Below are 19,456 nucleotides of genomic sequence, written 5' to 3' on the forward strand. Positions count from 1 at the left end.
GAAAGAGACAAACAAGCGCGCACGCCGAAGCGCGGTCGCCTCGGCGCTGCTGGAGCGTCAAAGCAGAGGGTCGATGATGGCCGACATTTCCTCAATCGACATCGCCCCTTTGTAGGTCTTTCCGTTGATAAAGAAGGTCGGCGTCGAGTCGACCTTGAATTCATCGGCGCCGCGTTTCTGGACCGATCTCACATCGTCCAGAAGTTTCTGGTCCGTCAAGCAGGCTTCGAACGACTCCTGTGTAAAACCGGCGAGCTTGGAGATTTGCAGCAGCGCGTCCTTGGTATTGTTGACGCCCACCCAGTTCGCCTGCTGCTTGAACAGAACATCCACCATCGGGAAATAATTGTCCTTGGCGCAGCGCGCCAGCATGAAACCGGCTTCGGCGCTGGGGTCGAACGGGAACTCGCGCAGGATATAGCGAGCCTTGCCGGTGTCGATGTATTTCGTTTTCAGCTCCGGAAATGTCGTCTCGGCGAAATGCGCGCAATGCGGGCAGGTCATCGAGGCATATTCGACGATGGTGACTTTTGCGTCGTCCTTGCCAAGCTGCTCGTCAGGCAGCGCGCCCGGCTTCAGCAATGCCGCCATATCCACCGTGCCCTGCGCTTCGGGCGCCTTCACGGCAGCCGGAGTGGCCGGCTTCGCCGGATCGACGGGAGTTGCGGGCTTCACGACCTCCGCCTCGGCTTTCTCTCCCGAGTCGCTGCATGCGGCGAGCAGAACCACGGCTGGAACGGCGGCCAGCGAAGACAGGAGGTTTCTGCGGGACAAGCTTTTGCCAAATGTGGGACGGGTCATACGAATCACCTGATATCGGTTGGATATTGCAATGCAAAGGCTAGAAAAGGCGAGAGTTGGCGCGAATTAAGGCATCGCCATCCCCATTCCAATCGCCAAACTTTTAGGGAGCGATCACGAATACGCGAGATTGACGACAGGTCTATGGCTTTCTTTGGCCAAGAATAGTTGCGCCGAGCCGCTCCAGCGAGGCGCGCAGGCCATCGTCCTCGATCTTGCCGACGGTCTGCAAGAGCTTTGATTTTTCGGCATCATTGAGCGGTCTGGCGGCTGGTTTCGGGCGGAGCTTTTGCGACAGAACCGGCTTTTGCACGATCCTGATCCGGCCAACGGCGTTGAAGCCGAGGAAGGCATTGACCCGGTTGATGATTTCGCCGGTCTCGTGCTGGAGATGCAGCGCGGCCATGCCTTCGCAGGCGATGACCAGCACCGCCGGCTCGAACGGATCGTCTTCATGCATGCGGCGCGGCCACTGGATCTTTTCGGGGCGCGAGCGGCCGGCGAGCCTTGGCCCGGCAATCTCTTCCCACGACTGGACGAGCCCGATCGACATGCCGGCCCGCTTGCGCAGCACCGGATCGAGGATCTGGGTAGCGAGATCGCTCACCGGAACGGGATTGCCGAAGGGCCTTTTCCCTGCCATGTGCGTTCTCCAGTCACAACCTTCGCCGAGCGGTTAGGCCAGTCCTCGATCAATGGCACTGCACGACCAGACCCGCAAGACCGCATCCGGAGATACCAGCAAAGCTGGATCCCGGGACAGCAGCAAAGCCGCATCCGGGGATAGCGGCGGAATCGCGTCCCGGCTGCTCGGCTGGTACGACGCGCATCACCGCGATCTGCCCTGGCGCATCGCGCCGCGGGACGTTTTGCGTGGCATACGGCCCGATCCCTACCGCGTCTGGCTTTCCGAAGTCATGCTGCAGCAGACCACTGTCGAAGCGGTAAAGTCGTATTTCCGGGCCTTTGTCGGCAAATGGCCCGATGTCGAGGCACTGGCAGCGGCCTCGACCGAAGATGTCATGAAAGCCTGGGCCGGGCTCGGCTATTATTCCCGCGCACGCAATCTCAAGGCCTGCGCCGATCTCGTCGCACGGCAAGGCGGCCGGTTTCCGGCCACGGAATCCGGTCTGAAAGAGCTGCCCGGCATCGGCGCCTATACGGCGGCAGCGATCGCGGCGATCGCCTTCGACCATCCCGCCGCGGTCGTCGACGGCAATGTCGAGCGGGTGGTTTCCCGGTTGTTTTCGATTGCCACGCCGCTGAGCGAGGCCAAAGCCGAGATCCGCGCGTTTGTCGAGCGCATGGTCCCGCAGGCAAGACCGGGCGATTTTGCCCAGGCGATGATGGACCTCGGCGCGACGATCTGCACGCCGCGCCGGCCGCGCTGCATGCTTTGTCCGCTGCGCGAGGATTGCAGCGCCATCCTCGCAGGCGATCCCGAACGTTTTCCGGTGCGCCTGCCAAAGGCGGAAAAGCCGTTGCGGCGTGGCGCCGCATTCGTCGCCGTCAGGGCCGATGGCGCCATTCTTTTGCGCAAACGCGCTGAGAAAGGCCTGCTCGGCGGCATGACCGAGGTGCCGACGACCGGCTGGACCGCGCGGGTCGACGGCGCCACCACGGATGCGGCAGCCCCCTTCCCCGCCGACTGGCGGCCTGCCGGGCGGATTGGCCATGTCTTTACCCATTTCGCGCTCGAACTCGACGTGTTCAAAACGGCGACCGAGAGCGCCGCTCCAGCGGGGCATTTCTGGTCGCTGGCCCATGAAATTTCCGGGGAAGCCCTACCCACTGTCATGAAAAAGGTAATCGAAGCGGCGATACCGGGCGCGACCAAAAAGCAACGCCCGCTTTGATCGCCCCGCATTGAATTGCATTGATGAGGACAGAATGACTGAAATCCGCCACATCGTTTTCGACATCGGCAGAGTGCTGATCCACTACGATCCGAACCTGCCGTTCAGCCGTCTCATTCCGGATGCCGAGGAGAGAAAATGGTTCTTCGACAATGTCTGCACGCATGACTGGAACATCGAGCAGGATCGCGGACGGACATGGGAAGAAGCCGAGGCGCTGCTGATCTCCGAGCACCCTGACCATGCCGAAAACATACGCGGTTTCCGCCGCCACTGGCACGAGATGGTGCCGCATGCCTATGAGGACAGTGTCGAGATCATGGAGAAGCTGATCGACAGCGGCCACGACGTCACCATGCTGACCAACTTCGCCTCCGATACGCTCGCCGAAGCCAGGCAGCGTTTCGACTTCCTCAACCGTCCGCGCGGCGTGACCATTTCGGGCGAGATCGGCCTGATCAAGCCGGATCGCGGCATCTACGATCATCACGTCGCCGCGTTCGACCTTGAGCCGGCGGCCACATTGTTCATCGACGACAGCCCGAAGAATGTCGAAGGCGCCAAGGCGGCCGGCTGGCACTCCGTGCTGTTCACCGACGCAAAGACGCTCGAAGCGGACCTCCGGCGGCTGGGGATCACTGTGTGACCCTGGGGATCACAGTGTGACCTGGGGATCACGCTGTGATTTGAATCACTTCGATCGATCACCTGAGAACTTGATTCAACGCGGTACGGACAGGGTTGCGAAATTCAGGCCCCTGCCCGCTCCATGCCGAGGCGAGCGATGCGGCGAAGCTCGTCGATCGGGGTCAGGCCGCCGCTGCGCTCGTAATGCCAGAAGGTCCAGCCATTGCAGGCGTCCAGCCCCTGCACTTCGGCGCCGATCTTGTGGATCGAGCCGGCGCTGTCGCCGATCGCCACCGTGCCGTCGGCACGCACCTTGGCCGCCCAGCGTTTCTTGGCGTCATAGAGCGTGGCGCCCGGCAGCATCAGCCCGGTATCGATCAGGCTGACGAAGGCGACGCGCGGCTCGGCGCGCTTGCCGGTGAGCACGGTCAGATCGGCGCCGTCCAGTGGCCGGACCGCATCGATGCGTTCATTGGCGGCGTCGATATAGGCCTGCTCGCGCTCGATGCCGACGAAGTGGCGGCCAAGGCGCTTGGCCACCGCGCCGGTGGTGCCGGACCCGAAGAAGGGATCGAGCACGATATCGCCAGGCTTGGTCGAAGCCATCATGATGCGGGCAAGCAAGGCTTCCGGCTTCTGCGTGGGATGCAATTTGTCGCCATTGTCGTTCTTCAGCCGCTCGCCGCCGGTGCAGATCGGGAACAACCAGTCGGAACGCATCTGGACGTCGTCGTTCGAGGCCTTCAGCGATTCGTAGTTGAAGGTGTAGCCCTTGCCCTTCTGGTCGCGCGAGGCCCAGATCATCGTCTCATGCGCGTTCTGGAAGCGGCGGCCGCGGAAATTCGGCATCGGATTGGTCTTGCGCCAGACGACGTCGTTGAGGATCCAGAAGCCGAGATCCTGCATCCTGGCGCCGACCCGGAAGATGTTGTGATAGGAACCGATGACCCAGATGGTGCCATTGGGCTTCAGCACGCGCCGCGCCGCCAGCAGCCAGGCGCGGGTGAAGGCGTCATAGGCCTCGAAACTCTCGAACTGGTCCCAGTCATCGTCCACGGCATCGACCTTGGACTGGTCGGGCCGGTGCAGATCGCCTTCGAGCTGCAGATTGTAGGGCGGATCGGCGAAGATGACGTCGATGGATTTTTCGGGCAGCCGGTCGAGGGCTGCGACGCAGTCGCCTTTCAGGATCGTATCCAGCCACTCGGATTGCTGAGGAGCATGGGAAAGCTCGTCGAGAAGACGCACGGCTGACATTGTTACACCCAAGGCACGCGTTACTGTTTACTGCCTGTTATGGTTACCGATCAGCGTAAATATTCAGTGAAGGCCTGAGGTGCCGGCCCGGCAATTTGCGAAGGCCGGCCCGTTGGTGTATGCCCGCGCCGCCCGGGCTTGCTCGGGCCAACGCCCGCCCTCCCGCTTCCGGACCGCCATGCCACAGCCAGACCTTGTCATCTTCGATTGCGACGGCGTGCTCGTCGATTCCGAAATCATCGCCGCGCGCATCGAGGCCGAGCTGCTGACCTTGGCCGGGTATGAGATATCGGCCGAGGAGATTGGCGAAACCTATGCCGGGCTGACCTTCAAGGACATCATGATGCGGGTCGAGGAGAAGTCGCGCATCCCGTTCCAGGCCTCGCTGATCGACCGCGCCGAAGAGCTGGTCGACCGCAAATTGCGCAGCGACGTGCGCGCCATCGACGGCGTGCGCGAGGCGGTCGCCGCGGTGACAGTGCCGCGCTGCATCTGTTCGAATTCACGCTCGGAGCGGATCGAGTTCATGTTGGAAAAGGTGCATTTGCTGCCGTTCTTCGCCGGCCGGATTTTTTCGGCGATGGAAACACCGACCGGGAAAACCAAGCCGGCGCCCGACGTGTTTCTCCATGCCGCGGAAAAGCTCAAGGCCGATCCGCAAAACACCTTCGTCATCGAGGATTCCGTGCATGGCGTGACCGGCGCCAGGACGGCGGGGATGCGCGTGATCGGCTTCACGGGAGCCGGCCACAGCTATCCCGGCCATGCCGACGCGCTGACCGAGGCCGGCGCCGAAACGGTCATTCGCCGCTGGGCGGAACTGAAAAGCGCCCTGTCGGAATGGTCGGCGGATGCGTAAGGCATGCGCCTCCGTCTGGAGGCGCAATTCCCAGCCGCTATTCGGCCGCGGCAACCTTTTTCTTGTCGCCCTTCTTCGGCGCGCCTTCATCATAGCCGGCAAACGCCTGATAGTCCTTCGCGGTGGGCTCGGGAACGACGACGCTGGAATCGGTGAAGACGAATTGGCTAGCGGTCGAAGGGTCGGTAACCTGGATCTGATATTGGTGAAGCTGCGAGTAAAGCACGTCTGAACCATGCATCACGGCAATACGGATCGGCATGGTGATCGTACCGGGCTTGAACATCGGACCCGGCACGACCTTGCCGGCGACCCCGATCTTCATCGACAACTGGCCGTTGGCGCGGCTGCAGTCGCGGGTGACGTCGGTGATCGAGGCCTGGTAGATGATCTTCGTCGGATCCTTCTGCGGATCAACCAGAGTACCGTCCGGCGCCGTCTGGTCGGTCTGTGCCGCGTCAGCGGCGGGCTCGGCTTTCTTCCTGGGCTTCGGGCCGCTCTTGGCATAGGTGTTGAAGAAAGCGGTGCCGTCGCGCAGCGTCACTTTCGGGCAATAGGCCAGCAATTGGCTTCTGAGAACCTGTGGGTCCGGAGGCGGCGGTGGCGACGTGTCCTTCTTGCCGAAGCCAAGGATGCCATTGTCGCTCGATTGGCAGCCGGCGGCGGCAAGCATAAAGCCGGTGAGCGCCAGACCCGCGACAAAACGACGATAAGATGGGCGACCGTTGAACGAACAAAACGCCATGAACTGCTCTTCCCTCTCGCAAAGCCGGTGACGTATATCAACCGCGCGGCAAAAATGCGACTGAGCCAGCGCAGAAATTAACCACTTTGCCGGGATAAAGCCGCCCGGCCGCAATGGACATGTGACGATGCAATATGTGAGTACCCGCGGGAAAGCGCCCGTGCTTGGTTTTTCCGACGCGGTGATGGCGGGACTGGCGCGCGACGGCGGGCTTTATGTGCCCAGCGCATGGCCGCATCTTTCGGCAGCCGAAATCCGCGCCATGCGCGGCCTTGCCTATCCCGATCTCGCCATTCGCGTGCTGGCGCCGTTTCTGGGCGGCGAGATCGCGATGCCGGTGTTCGAACGGCTGGTGCGCGAGGCCTATGCGACCTTCCGTCACGAGGCCGTCTGCCCGCTGGTGCAGACCGGTCCGAACACATTCGTCCTCGAACTCTTTCATGGCCCGACGCTGGCTTTCAAGGACGTCGCCATGCAGCTTCTCGCCCGGCTGATGGACCATGTACTGGCCGAACGCGACCAGCGCGCAACAATCGTCGGGGCCACCTCAGGCGATACTGGCGGGGCTGCCATCGATGCCTTTGCCGGGCGCGCCCGCACCGACATCTTCGTTCTGTTCCCGCATGGCAAGGTTTCACCGGTGCAGCAGCGGCAGATGACGACATCGACCGCCGCAAACGTCCACGCACTGGCGATCGAAGGCAATTTCGACGATTGCCAGGGCCTGGTGAAGGACATGTTCAACGATCACGCCTTTCGCGACCGGGTGTCGCTGTCCGGCGTCAATTCGATCAACTGGGCCCGCATCATGGCCCAGATCGTCTATTATTTCTCGTCGGCGCTGTCGCTGGGCGCGCCCGACCGGCCGATCTCCTTCACCGTGCCGACCGGCAATTTCGGCGACATCTTCGCCGGCTACGCCGCCAAGAAGATGGGCCTGCCGGTCGAGCGGCTGATCATCGCGACCAACGACAACGACATTCTGGCGCGCACGCTGTCGAGCGGCGAATACCGCACGAAAGGCGTCTTTTCGACGACGTCGCCGTCGATGGACATCCAGGTGTCGTCGAATTTCGAACGCCTGCTGTTCGAGGCGGCCGGCCGCGATGCCTCGACCGTGCGGCGCTACATGAACGGGCTGAAACAGTCCGGCGCCTTCACCATCGAAACGGCGGAGATCGCCAGGATCCGCGCCGAATTCGACGCCGGCCGTTCGACGATGGATGAAGTCGCCGCCACGATCCGCTCGACGCTGGCGGCCAGCAACTACCTGCTCGACCCGCACACCGCCGCAGCCATGCATGTTGCCGCCGCAACGGCCGCCAATGCCGTGCCGATGGTGGTGTTGGGCACCGCCCATCCGGCAAAGTTTCCGGCTGCCGTCGAAGAAGCCTGCGGCGTGTCGCCCGCCCTGCCCGCATGGCTAGGCGGGTTGATGACATCAGAGGAAAGGTACACGGTACTTCCATCCGACCTGAAAATGGTGGAAGATTATGTTAGCCATCACACGCGGGCGGCAAGTTAGGGAGTACCAGCTATATGGGTGTTGAGGTAAGCCGTCTGTCGAACGGCCTGACAGTCGCCACCGAAACCCTTCCAAGTCTCGAATCCGTTGCTCTTGGTGCCTGGGTCAAATCAGGCGCCCGCAATGAGCGTGACGAAGAGCACGGAATGGCCCACCTGCTTGAACACATGGCGTTCAAGGGAACCAAGCGGCGAAGCGCTTTCGAGATCGCTTCGGAAATCGAGGATGTCGGCGGCGAGATCAATGCCGCCACCAGCGTCGAGACGACCTCCTACTATGCAAGGGTGCTAAGCGACGACGTGCCGTTGGCCGTCGACATCCTCGCCGACATCCTGCAGGAGTCCGAGTTCGATCCGCAGGAGCTGGAACGCGAGCAGCACGTGATCCTGCAGGAGATCGGCGCCGCGCACGACACGCCCGACGACATCGTCTTCGATCGCTTCACCGAGACGGCCTTCCGCCACCAGACGATCGGCCGCTCCATCCTCGGCACGCCGGACACCGTCAAATCCTTCACGTCGAAGCAGTTGCACAAATTCATCGAACGGCAATATGCCGCCGAGCGCATGGTGATCGTCGCCGCCGGTGACATCAAGCACGACGATTTCGTGCGTGAGGTCGAAAGACATCTCGGCGGCTTCCGCGCCAAGGCCGAAGGCAACATTCCGCAATATGCGCAATATGTCGGCGGTGATTTCCGCGAGGACCGCGACCTGATGGACGCCCAGATCGTGCTCGGCTTCGAAGGCCGCGCCTACCATGTGCGCGACTTCTACGCCTCGCAGGTTCTGTCGATGATCCTTGGCGGCGGCATGTCGTCGCGCCTTTTCCAGGAAGTCCGCGAAAAGCGCGGCCTGTGCTATTCGGTCTATGCCTTCCATTGGGGCTTTTCCGACACCGGCATATTCGGCGTCCATGCTGCCACCGGGCAGAGCGACATCGCCGAACTGGTGCCTGTCGTCATCGACGAACTGCAGAAAGCCGGCGAGAACATCCTGCAGGAAGAACTCGACCGGGCGCGCGCGCAATACCGCGCTGGACTGATCATGTCGGCCGAAAGCCCTGCCAGCCGCGCTTCGCAGATCGCCCGGCAATTGCTGCTGTTCGGCCGGCCGATCGCCAAGGAAGAGTTGATGGAGCGGCTGTCGGCATTGACGATCAATCGGCTGACGGACCTGTCGTCGCGGCTGTTCTCGACCAAGCCGACGCTGACCGCTGTTGGACCGGTGGGTACGCTCGCCCCCTATGAAGCGATCCTCGACTCGCTTTCGGGCACGCAGACCACGGCCCGCAAGCTCGCCGTCTAGCCTGTCCAAGCGCCCGTGTTCGCGCTCCCTTTCTTTCGCCGTGACCTGCCGGCGCTGAAGGGCGACCGGGTTACGCTGCGCGTACCGCTGACCAACGACTATCGCGAATGGACGGCGCTGCGCGGGGAAAGCCGCGCCTTCCTGGAGCCGTGGGAGCCGCGATGGACCCCCGACGAGCTCGACCGCGCTTCATGGCGCCACCGCATCGGCCGCTACCGCGAGGACTATGCGCAGGGAACGGCGATCGCCTTCTTCATCTTCGAGAAAGGCAGCGGCAAGCTTGCCGGCGGCATCACGCTCGGCAACATTCGCCACGGCGTCGCGCAGAGCGGCCATATCGGCTACTGGATCGGCGAACGCTATAGCGGCCTCGGCCTGATGACCGACGCGGTCAAGGTGGTTTCGCGCTTCGCCTTCGAGACGCTGAGGTTGCACCGGATCGAAGCTGCCTGTATTCCCGACAACGCCCGGTCGATCCGCGTGCTTGAAAAAGCCGGATTCCGGCGCGAAGGACTTCTGCGATCCTACCTCAGGATCAATGGCATCTGGCAGGACCACTACCTCTACGCCCGGATCGCGGACGATCCGCCTGGCGCAGGAACGAAGGACTGATTTTGACGAATTTCCTGCGAATCAGGTCGCTGTTCGCCTTTGTCCTGGCAGCGATCATCATGCTTGGAGCGGCGTCCTCGTCCTTTGCCGTCGAACCGATCAAGATCGCCCGCGACGATGTGGCGCTCGATCTGTCGGGCGCCGTCGAAATCTACCGGAACCAGGGCGAGAACTTCCAGGTGTCGACCGCGCCCGGGCCCGACGGCATCGTGCGGCGCATCGAGGTCGAGGCCAATGACGCGCGCTCGACCGGCGACTGGGCGGTGTTCGCGCTGGCCAACACCACCGATCAGCAGCTTGACCGGCTGATCGTCGCACCGCATTTCCGGCTGGTGAATTCCGGCATCTTCTGGCCGGATCTCGGCTCGACCCGCATTGCCGCGATCACGCCGAGCGAAGGCTTCGCGCTCGACCGCCAGACCAGTCCCGACGCCGATGTGTTCCGGGTGACGCTGAACCCCGGAACGGTGGTTACCTTCATCGCCGAGCTAGCCTCGCCCAAGCTGCCGCAGGTCTATCTTTGGGATCCGGAATCCTACAAGGATTCGGTCAATTCCTACACGCTGTTTCGCGGCATCGTCATCGGCATCGCCGGCCTGCTGGCGCTGTTCCTGACCATTCTGTTCGTCGTCAAGGGAACCTCGATGTTTCCGGCGACCGCGGCGCTCGCCTGGGCGGTGCTCGCCTATATCTGCGTCGATTTCGGCTTCCTCAACAAGATCATAGAAATATCGCCCGGCAATGAGCAGATGTGGCGGGCCGGAACGGAGGTGGCGCTTGCGGCGACCTTCGTGGTGTTCCTGTTCGCCTATCTCAACCTAAACCGCTGGCACGGCCATTTCAGCTACGGCGCGCTGGTCTGGATCCTGGGGCTGGTGCTGATCGCGGGCGTCGCCATCGTCGATCCGGCGGTCGCCGCCGGCATCGCCAGGATTTCCTTCGCCGCCACCGCGCTGACCGGGCTTGGCCTGATCATCTTCCTCGGCATACGCGGCTATGACCGCGCGATCATGCTGGTGCCGAGTTGGGTCATGGTGCTGTTGTGGCTGTGCGGGTCATGGATGGCGATCACAGGCATGCTCGACAACGACATCGCCCAGCCGGCGCTGGGCGGCGGACTGATCCTGATCATCCTCTTGATCGGCTTCACCGTCATGCAGCATGCCTTTGCCGGCGGCGCGCTGCATCAGGGCCTGTTCTCCGACCTCGAACGCCAGGCGCTGGCCGTCGCCGGATCGGGCGACACGGTGTGGGATTGGGACGTGCTGCGCGACCGCGTCGTCACCAAGCCCGATGTCAGCATCCAGCTCGGGCTCGCGCCCAACAGCCTCGGAGGTGCGGCCCGCAACTGGCTGCCGGTGCTGCATGCCGACGACCGCGACACTTTCCGCACCACGCTCGACGTTGTGCTCGAACACCGCCGCGGCCGCGTGGCGCAGAATTTCCGGCTGCGCGGCGCCGACGGGCACTATCACTGGTTCTCGCTCAGGGCGCGCCCGGTCATCGGATCGGACGGCGAGGTCATCCGCTGCGTCGGCACGATGGTCGACGTGACCGAACAGAAGAAATCCGAGGAACGACTGCTGCACGACGCCGTGCACGACAATTTGACCGGCCTGCCGAACCGCGAGCTGTACATGAACCGGCTGGAGGCGATCATCTCGATCGCCCGCACGGAAGACAAGGTGCGCCCCACCGTCTTCGTCATCGACATCGACCGCTTCAAGCAGGTCAATGACGGGCTCGGCATCTCGGCCGGCGACACCATCCTGCTGACGATCGCGCGCCGGCTGCACCGGCTGCTCAAGCCGAAGGATTCGCTGTCGCGCTTTGCCGGCGACCAGTTCGCGCTGATGCTGTTGTCGGAGCAGGATCCTGCCCGCATCGCGGCCGTGGCGGACGCCATCAAGCATGCGATCAACAACCCGATCACCTTCGCCAAGCGCGAGATCGTGCTGACCGCTTCGATCGGGCTGATCACCTGGACTTCGGCGCAAACTTCGGCCGAGGACATGGTCAAGGACGCCGAGCTTGCCATGCATCAGGCCAAGCGCTTCGGCGGCGACAGGATCGAGCCGTTCCGCCCGGCCTTCCGCACCGTCGGCACCGACCGCTTGCAGCTCGAGTCCGATCTGCGCCGCGCCATCGAACGGCGCGAATTCACGCTTGCCTATCAGCCGATCGTGCGGCTGGAAGATGGCAGCGTCGCCGGGTTCGAGGCGCTGCTCAGATGGGACCATCCGCGCCGCGGCATGATCCCGCCGGCGGATTTCATCCCGGTCGCCGAAAGCTGCGGCCTGATCGTACAGCTTGGCCTGTTCGCCATGCAGCAGGCGGCCGAAGACCTCGCGACATGGCAGAAACAGATCGGCGACGCGCCGCTGTCGGTCTCGGTCAATCTGTCCAGCCGCCAGCTCATCCGCCGCGACCTGGTCAGCGACGTCCGTTCGGTGATCGCGCGCGCCAATCTGAAGCCACGCTGCTTCCGCCTCGAACTCACCGAATCGCTGGTGATGGACAATCCCGAACAGTCAGCCCATGTGCTGACCAAGCTGAAGCAGCTTGGCATCGGCCTGTCGCTGGACGATTTCGGCACCGGCTATTCATCACTGGCCTATCTGACGCGCTTTCCCTTCGACACGATCAAGATCGACAAGAGCTTCGTCGACGACACGACGCCGAAGCGCGCGGTGCTGCTCAAATCGATGGTCAGCATGGCACATGACCTTGGCCTCTCGGTCGTGGCCGAAGGCATCTCGGATGAAAGCGACGCGCTCGAACTGCGGCAGATGGGCTGCGAATATGTGCAGAGCTTCATGTTCGGCGCGCCGATGCCCGGCGACCAGGTGCTGAAGACACTGAAGGAACAGTATCCGCTCACTCAGGCGTGATTAAGATTCAGGACGAGACTCAGGCGCAACCGACTGCCACGCTGAGATGCGCCAGTTGAAGTTGAATCGGCTCGACCGATGCCCGGAAGCGGGGGAGCCCGTATTTGCGTTCCGATATATCCGTCGGCCTGCGAAGCGGGAGACATTGGTCGCTCTCGAATGCCGGCCCATTGTCGTGTGTTGCGCCGGCAGCTTCACGACCGGGCCCAACACCGACCAACTCTACCCATACAGAGCGATGCCTGATTCGATAGTCCGCTTCGATATTTCTCAGTGCGCGACCCGCTCAGGCTCGACCTTGAAATGCACGGCCTCGCGACGGTTGAGTTCACGCAGGACCGCCGAGAGGTTGGCAAGCCGAGGATTTCCGCGCGGCCCGAACATCCGCATCAGATTTTTCGGATCAATCGAGACGGCCTCACCCAAGCTATCGAAGCCAATAGTGGCGTTGATATAATCCCGGATCAGCGCCTTGCCGGTGTCGGCCTCGCCAGCGGCAAAGGCTTCAACCGCCTCACCGAGAAGCGCTGCCCTAAACTCCGGATCGCGCTCGGCACGCGCCTTCACGGTCTCCTTGAAACTGCGCGACAGTGCCATTGCCTTCACTCCTTCGCTTTCTTGCGCCGCTTGTAGGCTGTCCAACGATCATGGGCCTGGGCGATGTCTGCCTGCTGGCGGCTTTTCGTTCCACCCGCCAGCAGGATGATCAGCTTCGCGCCATCGAATGCCAGGTAGATTCGAATGCCCGGCCCCCAGTCGATCCGCCATTCCGACACACCCTGCCCGACCGGCTTCAAACCGGATTGGCTGCCGACGCTGAGACGAACGATAGCAGTCGTGACTTTGGCGGCATGCGCCGCCGGGAGCTTATCGAACCATTCCTCGAACGGGCTATTTCCCCGCTCATCCTCATAGACCTTGACTTCGATCATATAGTGTCATATATGACACCTTCAAGTTTGACGCAATGCTCAGGTGACATAATTTCCACCCAAGGGGCGGCTGTCGTGTCGGGAACCAGGCGTCAGGTTTTCATGGCTAGGCGTGACCGGCGGCCACGCTGAGATGCGCCAGGTCGATGCCGATCGATGCGAGGATCCGATCGTATTTGCGCTCGATGTCGGTGTCGAACAGAAGCTCGGCACTTGCCGGGCAGGTCAGCCAGCCGTTCTCGGCGATCTCGCTTTCCAATTGCCCCGCGCCCCAACCCGAATAGCCGAGCGCCATCAGCGCATGCCGTGGCCCGCGGCCCGACGAGATCGCGCGCAGTATGTCGACGGTTGCGGTCAGGCAAATGTCGTCGGAGACGGTGAGCGAGGATTCCACCCGGTAGTCGCCCGAATGCAGCACGAAGCCCCGGCTGCGATCCACCGGGCCGCCATTGCGCACGACGAAATCGCGGGCCTGCGCCGGCAGGCGGATCGCCTCCTGCTCGTTCATGATGCCGAGTTGCACAAGCAGGTCCGGAAACAGCATCTGCTGGGTCTGGTTGATGATCAGGCCCATCGCGCCTTCATCGCTGTGCGCGCAGATGTAGATGACCGAGCGCGTGAAACGATCGTCCTTCATGCCGGGCATGGCAATCAGGAACTGGTCGTCGAGGAAGCCGCGCGCGGCAGCCGTCTTCTTGTGGCGCAACAAGTCCATGGGAGGGAGGGTAACGCGTTTCCGCACCGCCGAAAAGATGCGCAGCGCGCGATTTGGCCAAAGCTCTCTGACCGAGGTCACGCAAATATGATACCAGCGACGCCATGAAGTCATTGCACAGCCATCAACTGACGCTCAAATCAGCGCCATGCAACGCTTGAAAGTCCTGCTGCTCGGCGCCGCTGTTGGATTGGGAACAGGTCTTCCCGCGGCCGCCTCATCATCGATCTGGTACAACAGCGAAGGCGGCAAGGTGCGGCTGGTGACGAGCGGCAAGCCCGACGAAGCCGGCCGCATCCGCGGCGTGCTCGATATCGCCCTCAAGCCCGGTTGGAAGACCTATTGGCGCGATCCGGGCGACGCCGGCGTGCCGCCGCAACTCGATATCTCGGCCAGCACCAACATCTCCGACGCAACGTTTTCGTTTCCGCCGCCCCAGCGCCACGACGACGGCTACGGCAAATGGGCCGGCTACGACCATCCGGTCTCGTTGCCGGTGACGTTCACCCTGTCGGCACCGAACCAGCCGGCCGTCATCGATGCCGATATTTTTCTCGGCATCTGCGAGACGATCTGCATTCCGGTGCAGACGCGGCTGACCGTCGACCCCGGCTCCGATCCGGACAATGCCGAGGATGCCGCGCTGGTGAAGGCGGCCCTCGCGACGCTGCCCACCCCCGCAAGGCCCGATTTCGGCATCAATATCTTGCCGGGCGACCACGAGACGCTGATCGTCGAGGCGAGCTTTCCCGGCGATCCGGAGGCGGCGGATTTCTTCGTCGCCGGCGAACGGGATTATATGTTCGGCGCCCCTGCCCGCAGCGAAAAGGACGGCAAGCTGGTGTTTACGGTGCCGATCCTCGACCGGCCGTCGACGACGCCGACGGATGGCGGCCTCTACTACACGCTGACCAGCGCCGATGGTGCTGTCGAGGGACTTCTGCCGTTCCCTTGAGCGTCTTTGCTTCATGCTGGCCGCTCTGATGTCGGTCGCTGGCCAGTTGCGGGTACAGGCCTGGTCCGCTAGAGCGGGACACCTCCTTTCAATCTTCCCAAGCGAGAGAGACAATGACCATTTCCGTTGGTGACAAGCTGCCCGAAGCGACCTTCAAGACGATGACTGCCGACGGCGCCAAGGTGGTGACGATGGCCGAGATTTTCTCGGGAAAGAAAGTGGTGCTGTTCGCCGTTCCCGGCGCCTTCACGCCGACCTGCAGCAACAACCATCTGCCCGGCTATCTCGACAATTACGACGCCATCCTGGCGCGCGACGTCGACACGATCGCGGTCGTAGCCGTCAACGACGTCCACGTCATGGGCGCCTGGGCGCGCTTCACCGGCGGTGAAGGCAAAATCCTCTATCTGGCCGACGGCAACGGCGATTTTGCCAAGTCAATCGGCCTTGACGCCGACCTCTCCGGCGGCGGTATGGGACTGCGCTCGAAGCGCTTTTCAATGATCGTCGACGACGGCAAGGTCACCGCACTCAATGTCGAGAGCAAACCGGGCGTCGACACATCAGGTGCGGCTCACATTCTCGGACAGCTTTAGCCTGGCGATTGCCTGCTTGGGGGGACTTCCATGACGTTTGACATTTTCTGGCGCGCTGTGGCGATCGGCATCGGCGCCACCGTGCTGATGGATATCTGGGCGATTTTTCTCAATTTGGCGTTTGCCCAACCGCGCCCGAACTGGGGGCTGGTCGGCCGCTGGGTCTGGCACCTGCGTGAGAAGGTCTTTCATGACGATATTGGTAAGGCCGCACCCTATGCGCATGAATCGGCGCTGGGCTGGGCCTTCCACTATCTTGTCGGCATCGCCTACGGCATCATTCTGGTCGTCTTGGCGGGATCGGCATGGCTCGACGCGCCGACCTTCCTGCCGGCCTTCATCCTCGGCATTGTCACCGTGGGCGCTGGCTGGTTCCTGCTGGCGCCCGGCATGGGCGCCGGCTGGGCCGCCTCAAAGCGCCCCAATCCGATGCAGATCCGTGCCCTCAATTTGGTGTCGCACACAGTGTTTGCGGCCGGGCTTTACGGAACGGCGCTGCTGATCCGCTGAGCATCTAGAACAGACGGTTCAAATCTCGTCGCCCGTCCACCACACGGATAATCTCAACGCGCTCAACAGGGCCTTCGTCCGTGTCTGGAGAGGTTTCATAGAGCAACACAAACGGCGCTTCCACCAGCATTCGCGCCGAGCGCCGAATATCCGGTCGCCTCAAACCCATGCGCGGCTGATCCGCCAGTTGCATAGCCCGCGCTTCTATCCGGTCATAATAGCGGTCGGCTGCCCGTATGTTTTCGCAGCCTATTGTTACGTAGATGTCGATAAGGTCGGTCCTGGCCGCGGGCGACCAGACTATCTTAACGGCCATTCGGCGAGGCTTCCGTCAGCTTCCGCCGAGCTTCCTTTCGCAAGATGTCGAAGTCCACAGGCTCGGGTTTCCCGCTTGCCTTGCCTTCATCCCACAGCTGCCTCAGACGGCGCACATCCTCATGCCGCAGTTCGCGCTTGGCCAGCCAGTCCCGCATCGCTTCGCGCACAATCTCGCTTGTGGTGGCGTACTCGCCCGTTTCCACAGCCTCGCGCATGACAGCCGCCTGCTGCGGCGTCACGGCCACACTCATTTTTTCAACGCCTGCCATGACTCCTCCTTATGCTCTTTGGTAGGAAATATTACTCCTATCACACCCTTGGAGCAACAGCTCGTCGTCAGTCACCGACTTCGCGGCGCGGCATCTGAGAGCCTCAATAGCTCTGGGTCGAGCGCCGGACAGGCTTTGATGCCGGCTTTTTCGATGAGGCCGCTTCTTTCGCTGATGCGGCCGAAGGCGCGGGCCTCGCCAGCCTGGGCTTGAACGGCGCCATGCCTTCCCGCGCCAGTTCATCGGCGCGTTCGTTTTCGGTATGGCCAGCATGGCCCTTGACCCAATTCCAGGTGACCTTGTGGCGCCGGTTGGCCTCATCGAGCGCCTGCCACAATTCACCATTCTTCACCGGCTTCTTGTCGGCGGTCTTCCAGCCATTCTTCTTCCAGCCATGGATCCACTTGGAAATACCGTCCATGACGTATTTGCTGTCGGTGTGAAGATCGACCTCGCATGGTTCCTTCAGCGCATTCAGCGCCGAAATGGCCGCGAGCAGTTCCATGCGGTTGTTGGTGGTTTCGGCCTCGCCGCCCGACAGTTCCTTCGTCTTGCCGTTGAAGCGCAGGACCGCTCCCCAGCCGCCTGGTCCCGGATTGCCCGAACAGGCACCATCGGTGAAGATTTCAACGTGCTTGGTCATGTCAGTCCGTATTCGGAGGGAGAGCTGATCGCCCGGTGGAAGCGCATTCGCCTGATATATTCGGTCGGATCGCGTTTCATGACCAGCCCGCCATCGGGAACGGTCAGCCAGTCGTAGAGCCGGGTCAGCATGAAGCGCAGCGCCGAGCCGCGCGCCAGCATCGGAATTGCTGCCTTCTCGTCGCCGCTCAAGGGCCGGACGCTCTGGTAGCCGGCAAGCAGTGCGGTGCCCTTGGTCAGGTTGAAGGAGAAATCCTTCTCGAAGCACCAGGCGTTGAGGCAGGTGGCGACATCATAGGCATAGAGATCGTTGCAGGCGAAGTAAAAGTCGATCAGGCCGGACAGCCTTTCGCCGAGAAAAAAGACGTTGTCGGGAAAAAGATCGGCATGGATGATGCCTTCCGGCAGGCCCTTCGGCCAGTTGCTCTCGAAATCGGCGAAGTCGGCGTCGACCTCGGCCGCCAGTCCCGGCTCGACCTCGTCGGCGCGGGCGTGGGAGGCGTTCCACAGTTTGCGCCAGCCATCGATGGCAAGCGCGTTCTGCCGGGTCATGGGAAAGTCCTGACCCGCAAGATGGAGTTGCGCCAGCGCCTTGCCAACCTCGCCGCAATGCGCTGCCGTCGGCCGCCGCAGCGACAGACCTTCGAGAAAGGTGATGATGACGGCTGGCCGACTGGCCAGCGCGCCGATGACGGTACCGTCATGCGCGGTCACCGGAAGTGGGCAGGAAATGCCCTTTCTGGCGAGATGGCCCATGAGGCCGAGGAAGAAGGGCAGGTCTGCCTTGTCGACGCGCTTTTCATAGAGCGTCAATATGTAGGAGCCGCTGGTCGTGTGGAGCAGGAAATTCGAATTCTCGGTGCCTTCGGCGATGCCTTTGTATGACAGCAGGTCGCCGACCGGATAGGCCTTCAGGAACGCGCCGAGTTCGCCTTCATTAACATCGGTATAGACCGCCATGGGCTGTTCACGCGGCTCCGTTGACGAAAGCCATGTCGGCCTTCGTCAGTTCGACATCGCGCAGAACCCGCATGACGGGAAAATCTTCCGTTTCCGTCGCCGTGATCGCCAGATCGATGGTCACGTGGAAGCGCTGGCGGAACGCATCGATGATCTCGTCGACGATGATTTCCGGCGCCGACGCGCCGGCCGACAGGCCAAGCGTCGAGATAGCGCCGATGTCATTCCATGGAATCTCGGAAGCGCGCTGGACGAGAAGCGACATCGACGCGCCGGCACGCTCCGCCACTTCGACAAGACGCCGCGAGTTGGAGGAGTTGGGCGCGCCGACGATCAGGAAGAGATCGGCGCCGGCGGCAGTCTCCTTGACCGCTTCCTGGCGGTTGGTGGTGGCATAGCAGATCGATTCGGCGGCCGGCGCATGCAAGTCGGGAAAGCGGTCCCTGAGCGCCCGGATGATGCCGGCGGTGTCCTCGACCGACAGCGTCGTCTGGGTGACGAAACCGAGCGCATGCGGGTCGGCGGGCACCAGTTTGCCGGCATCGGCTTCGGTCTCGATCAGCGTGACGGCACCGTCCGGCAATTGGCCCATCGTGCCGATCACCTCCGGGTGCCCGGCGTGGCCGATCAGAAGCACATGGCGGCCGAGCCGCTGATGGCGCATCGCCTGCTTGTGCACCTTCGACACCAGCGGACAGGTAGCATCCAGATAGAACAGGTTGCGCGCCTGGGCGTCCGCCGGCACCGATTTCGGCACGCCATGCGCCGAAAAGACGACCGGGCTCTGGCGGTGCTGCGCCGGGATCTCGGACAATTCCTCGATGAACACGGCGCCCAGGCTTTGCAGCCCCTCGACGACATAACGGTTGTGCACGATCTCGTGGCGGACATAGACCGGCGCGCCGTATTTCTTCAGCGCCAGCACGACGATCTGGATGGCGCGGTCGACGCCGGCACAAAAGCCGCGCGGCTGGCAGAGCCGGATCGTCAGCGGTGGCTTTGTCTGGAGCATGATTGCGGGCCGGTTGATCGGATCGTGGACTTAAGAACTCAAGGCGCGAAATGAGGTGCGTACCCCT

General features: G+C 62.6%; 22 protein-coding genes. 10 read left to right on the forward strand and 12 right to left on the reverse strand.

From position 1 onward, the window contains the following. Window positions 1-57: 57 nt before the first annotated feature. Both C9427_RS15515 and C9427_RS15520 read right to left on the reverse strand, forming a co-directional pair. Window positions 58-801: a DsbA family protein gene (locus C9427_RS15515; RefSeq protein WP_107650004.1), complete on the reverse strand. Its 744-nt coding sequence runs from the start codon at window positions 799-801 to the stop codon at window positions 58-60. Between the two features lie 142 nt (window positions 802-943). Further along, window positions 944-1,444, reverse strand: a complete 501-nt coding sequence (locus C9427_RS15520; protein ID WP_107650005.1) for a DUF721 domain-containing protein — start codon at window positions 1,442-1,444, stop codon at window positions 944-946. Window positions 1,445-1,496: 52 nt separating this feature from the next. Here C9427_RS15520 and mutY point away from each other — a divergent pair, with 52 nt between their 5' ends. Beyond that, entirely contained in the window at window positions 1,497-2,657 is a 1,161-nt protein-coding gene (gene mutY / locus C9427_RS15525; RefSeq protein WP_107650006.1) for an A/G-specific adenine glycosylase, read from the forward strand. A 34-nt stretch (window positions 2,658-2,691) separates the two neighbouring features. Continuing rightward, a complete protein-coding gene (locus C9427_RS15530) occupies window positions 2,692-3,303 on the forward strand; it encodes an HAD family hydrolase (RefSeq protein WP_107650007.1) in 612 nt (203 codons plus the stop codon). Window positions 3,304-3,407: 104 nt separating this feature from the next. Here the strand turns inward: C9427_RS15530 and C9427_RS15535 are convergent, their stop codons facing one another. After that, the gene (locus C9427_RS15535; RefSeq protein WP_107650008.1) at window positions 3,408-4,541 is read right to left on the reverse strand and encodes a site-specific DNA-methyltransferase; all 1,134 of its coding nucleotides are present in this window, start codon (window positions 4,539-4,541) and stop codon (window positions 3,408-3,410) included. A gap of 178 nt (window positions 4,542-4,719) precedes the next feature. Between C9427_RS15535 and C9427_RS15540 the strand changes: the two genes are divergently transcribed. Next, window positions 4,720-5,400 carry an HAD family hydrolase gene (locus C9427_RS15540; RefSeq protein ID WP_107650009.1) on the forward strand — a complete coding sequence of 227 codons (681 nt, stop codon included), beginning with the start codon at window positions 4,720-4,722 and terminating at the stop codon, window positions 5,398-5,400. 37 nt (window positions 5,401-5,437) lie between these two features. On the opposite strand, the gene C9427_RS15545 is transcribed toward C9427_RS15540, so the two are convergent. Further along, window positions 5,438-6,145: a hypothetical protein gene (locus C9427_RS15545; RefSeq protein ID WP_107650010.1), complete on the reverse strand. Its 708-nt coding sequence runs from the start codon at window positions 6,143-6,145 to the stop codon at window positions 5,438-5,440. Window positions 6,146-6,272: 127 nt separating this feature from the next. On the opposite strand from C9427_RS15545, the gene thrC reads away from it, so the two are divergent. From thrC to C9427_RS15565, 4 genes are read left to right on the forward strand one after another with little or no spacing between them, the layout of a single operon-like run. Further along, window positions 6,273-7,670 carry a threonine synthase gene (gene thrC / locus C9427_RS15550; RefSeq protein WP_107650011.1) on the forward strand — a complete coding sequence of 466 codons (1,398 nt, stop codon included), beginning with the start codon at window positions 6,273-6,275 and terminating at the stop codon, window positions 7,668-7,670. Between the two features lie 14 nt (window positions 7,671-7,684). Beyond that, window positions 7,685-8,977: a M16 family metallopeptidase gene (locus tag C9427_RS15555; protein WP_107650012.1), complete on the forward strand. Its 1,293-nt coding sequence runs from the start codon at window positions 7,685-7,687 to the stop codon at window positions 8,975-8,977. A gap of 15 nt (window positions 8,978-8,992) precedes the next feature. Continuing rightward, window positions 8,993-9,589: a GNAT family N-acetyltransferase gene (locus tag C9427_RS15560; RefSeq protein ID WP_107650013.1), complete on the forward strand. Its 597-nt coding sequence runs from the start codon at window positions 8,993-8,995 to the stop codon at window positions 9,587-9,589. A gap of 2 nt (window positions 9,590-9,591) precedes the next feature. Next, entirely contained in the window at window positions 9,592-12,480 is a 2,889-nt protein-coding gene (locus C9427_RS15565) for an EAL domain-containing protein (protein ID WP_107650014.1), read from the forward strand. Between the two features lie 270 nt (window positions 12,481-12,750). Here the strand turns inward: C9427_RS15565 and C9427_RS15570 are convergent, their stop codons facing one another. The 3 genes from C9427_RS15570 to C9427_RS15580 all read right to left on the reverse strand — a co-directional run bounded on the left by C9427_RS15570 (window position 12,751) and on the right by C9427_RS15580 (window position 14,127). Next, complete coding sequence (locus C9427_RS15570) at window positions 12,751-13,077, reverse strand: helix-turn-helix domain-containing transcriptional regulator (protein ID WP_107650015.1); 327 nt, start codon at window positions 13,075-13,077, stop codon at window positions 12,751-12,753. Window positions 13,078-13,082: 5 nt separating this feature from the next. Next, window positions 13,083-13,412 (reverse strand): type II toxin-antitoxin system RelE/ParE family toxin, encoded by a 330-nt coding sequence (locus C9427_RS15575; protein WP_342587249.1) that lies wholly within the window; start codon window positions 13,410-13,412, stop codon window positions 13,083-13,085. 106 nt (window positions 13,413-13,518) lie between these two features. Further along, window positions 13,519-14,127 carry a YqgE/AlgH family protein gene (locus C9427_RS15580; RefSeq protein ID WP_097576712.1) on the reverse strand — a complete coding sequence of 203 codons (609 nt, stop codon included), beginning with the start codon at window positions 14,125-14,127 and terminating at the stop codon, window positions 13,519-13,521. A gap of 148 nt (window positions 14,128-14,275) precedes the next feature. On the opposite strand from C9427_RS15580, the gene C9427_RS15585 reads away from it, so the two are divergent. The 3 genes from C9427_RS15585 (at window position 14,276) to C9427_RS15595 (ending at window position 16,188) form a co-directional block, all read left to right on the forward strand. After that, window positions 14,276-15,082: a protein-disulfide reductase DsbD domain-containing protein gene (locus C9427_RS15585; protein ID WP_107650016.1), complete on the forward strand. Its 807-nt coding sequence runs from the start codon at window positions 14,276-14,278 to the stop codon at window positions 15,080-15,082. Window positions 15,083-15,195: 113 nt separating this feature from the next. Beyond that, complete coding sequence (locus C9427_RS15590) at window positions 15,196-15,678, forward strand: peroxiredoxin (RefSeq protein ID WP_107650017.1); 483 nt, start codon at window positions 15,196-15,198, stop codon at window positions 15,676-15,678. A 30-nt stretch (window positions 15,679-15,708) separates the two neighbouring features. Continuing rightward, window positions 15,709-16,188 (forward strand): DUF2938 domain-containing protein, encoded by a 480-nt coding sequence (locus C9427_RS15595; protein ID WP_107650018.1) that lies wholly within the window; start codon window positions 15,709-15,711, stop codon window positions 16,186-16,188. Window positions 16,189-16,192: 4 nt separating this feature from the next. On the opposite strand, the gene C9427_RS15600 is transcribed toward C9427_RS15595, so the two are convergent. The 5 genes from C9427_RS15600 to ispH form a co-directional block, all read right to left on the reverse strand. Continuing rightward, window positions 16,193-16,504, reverse strand: a complete 312-nt coding sequence (locus C9427_RS15600) for a type II toxin-antitoxin system RelE/ParE family toxin (RefSeq protein WP_107650019.1) — start codon at window positions 16,502-16,504, stop codon at window positions 16,193-16,195. Continuing rightward, entirely contained in the window at window positions 16,494-16,775 is a 282-nt protein-coding gene (locus C9427_RS15605; RefSeq protein WP_107650020.1) for a ribbon-helix-helix domain-containing protein, read from the reverse strand. The genes C9427_RS15600 and C9427_RS15605 overlap by 11 nt, the downstream gene beginning before the upstream one ends. A 103-nt stretch (window positions 16,776-16,878) precedes the next feature. Further along, window positions 16,879-17,418, reverse strand: coding sequence for a ribonuclease HI (rnhA, locus tag C9427_RS15610; RefSeq protein ID WP_107650021.1), 540 nt, complete (start codon window positions 17,416-17,418; stop codon window positions 16,879-16,881). Continuing rightward, a complete protein-coding gene (locus C9427_RS15615) occupies window positions 17,415-18,377 on the reverse strand; it encodes a homoserine kinase (RefSeq protein WP_107650022.1) in 963 nt (320 codons plus the stop codon). Before C9427_RS15615 ends, rnhA begins: the two co-directional genes overlap by 4 nt. A 7-nt stretch (window positions 18,378-18,384) precedes the next feature. Continuing rightward, window positions 18,385-19,389, reverse strand: a complete 1,005-nt coding sequence (ispH, locus tag C9427_RS15620) for a 4-hydroxy-3-methylbut-2-enyl diphosphate reductase (protein ID WP_107650023.1) — start codon at window positions 19,387-19,389, stop codon at window positions 18,385-18,387. Window positions 19,390-19,456: the final 67 nt, after the last annotated feature.

The sequence above is a fragment of the Mesorhizobium helmanticense genome (genome assembly GCF_003034915.1).
Taxonomy (GTDB): domain Bacteria; phylum Pseudomonadota; class Alphaproteobacteria; order Rhizobiales; family Rhizobiaceae; genus Mesorhizobium; species Mesorhizobium helmanticense.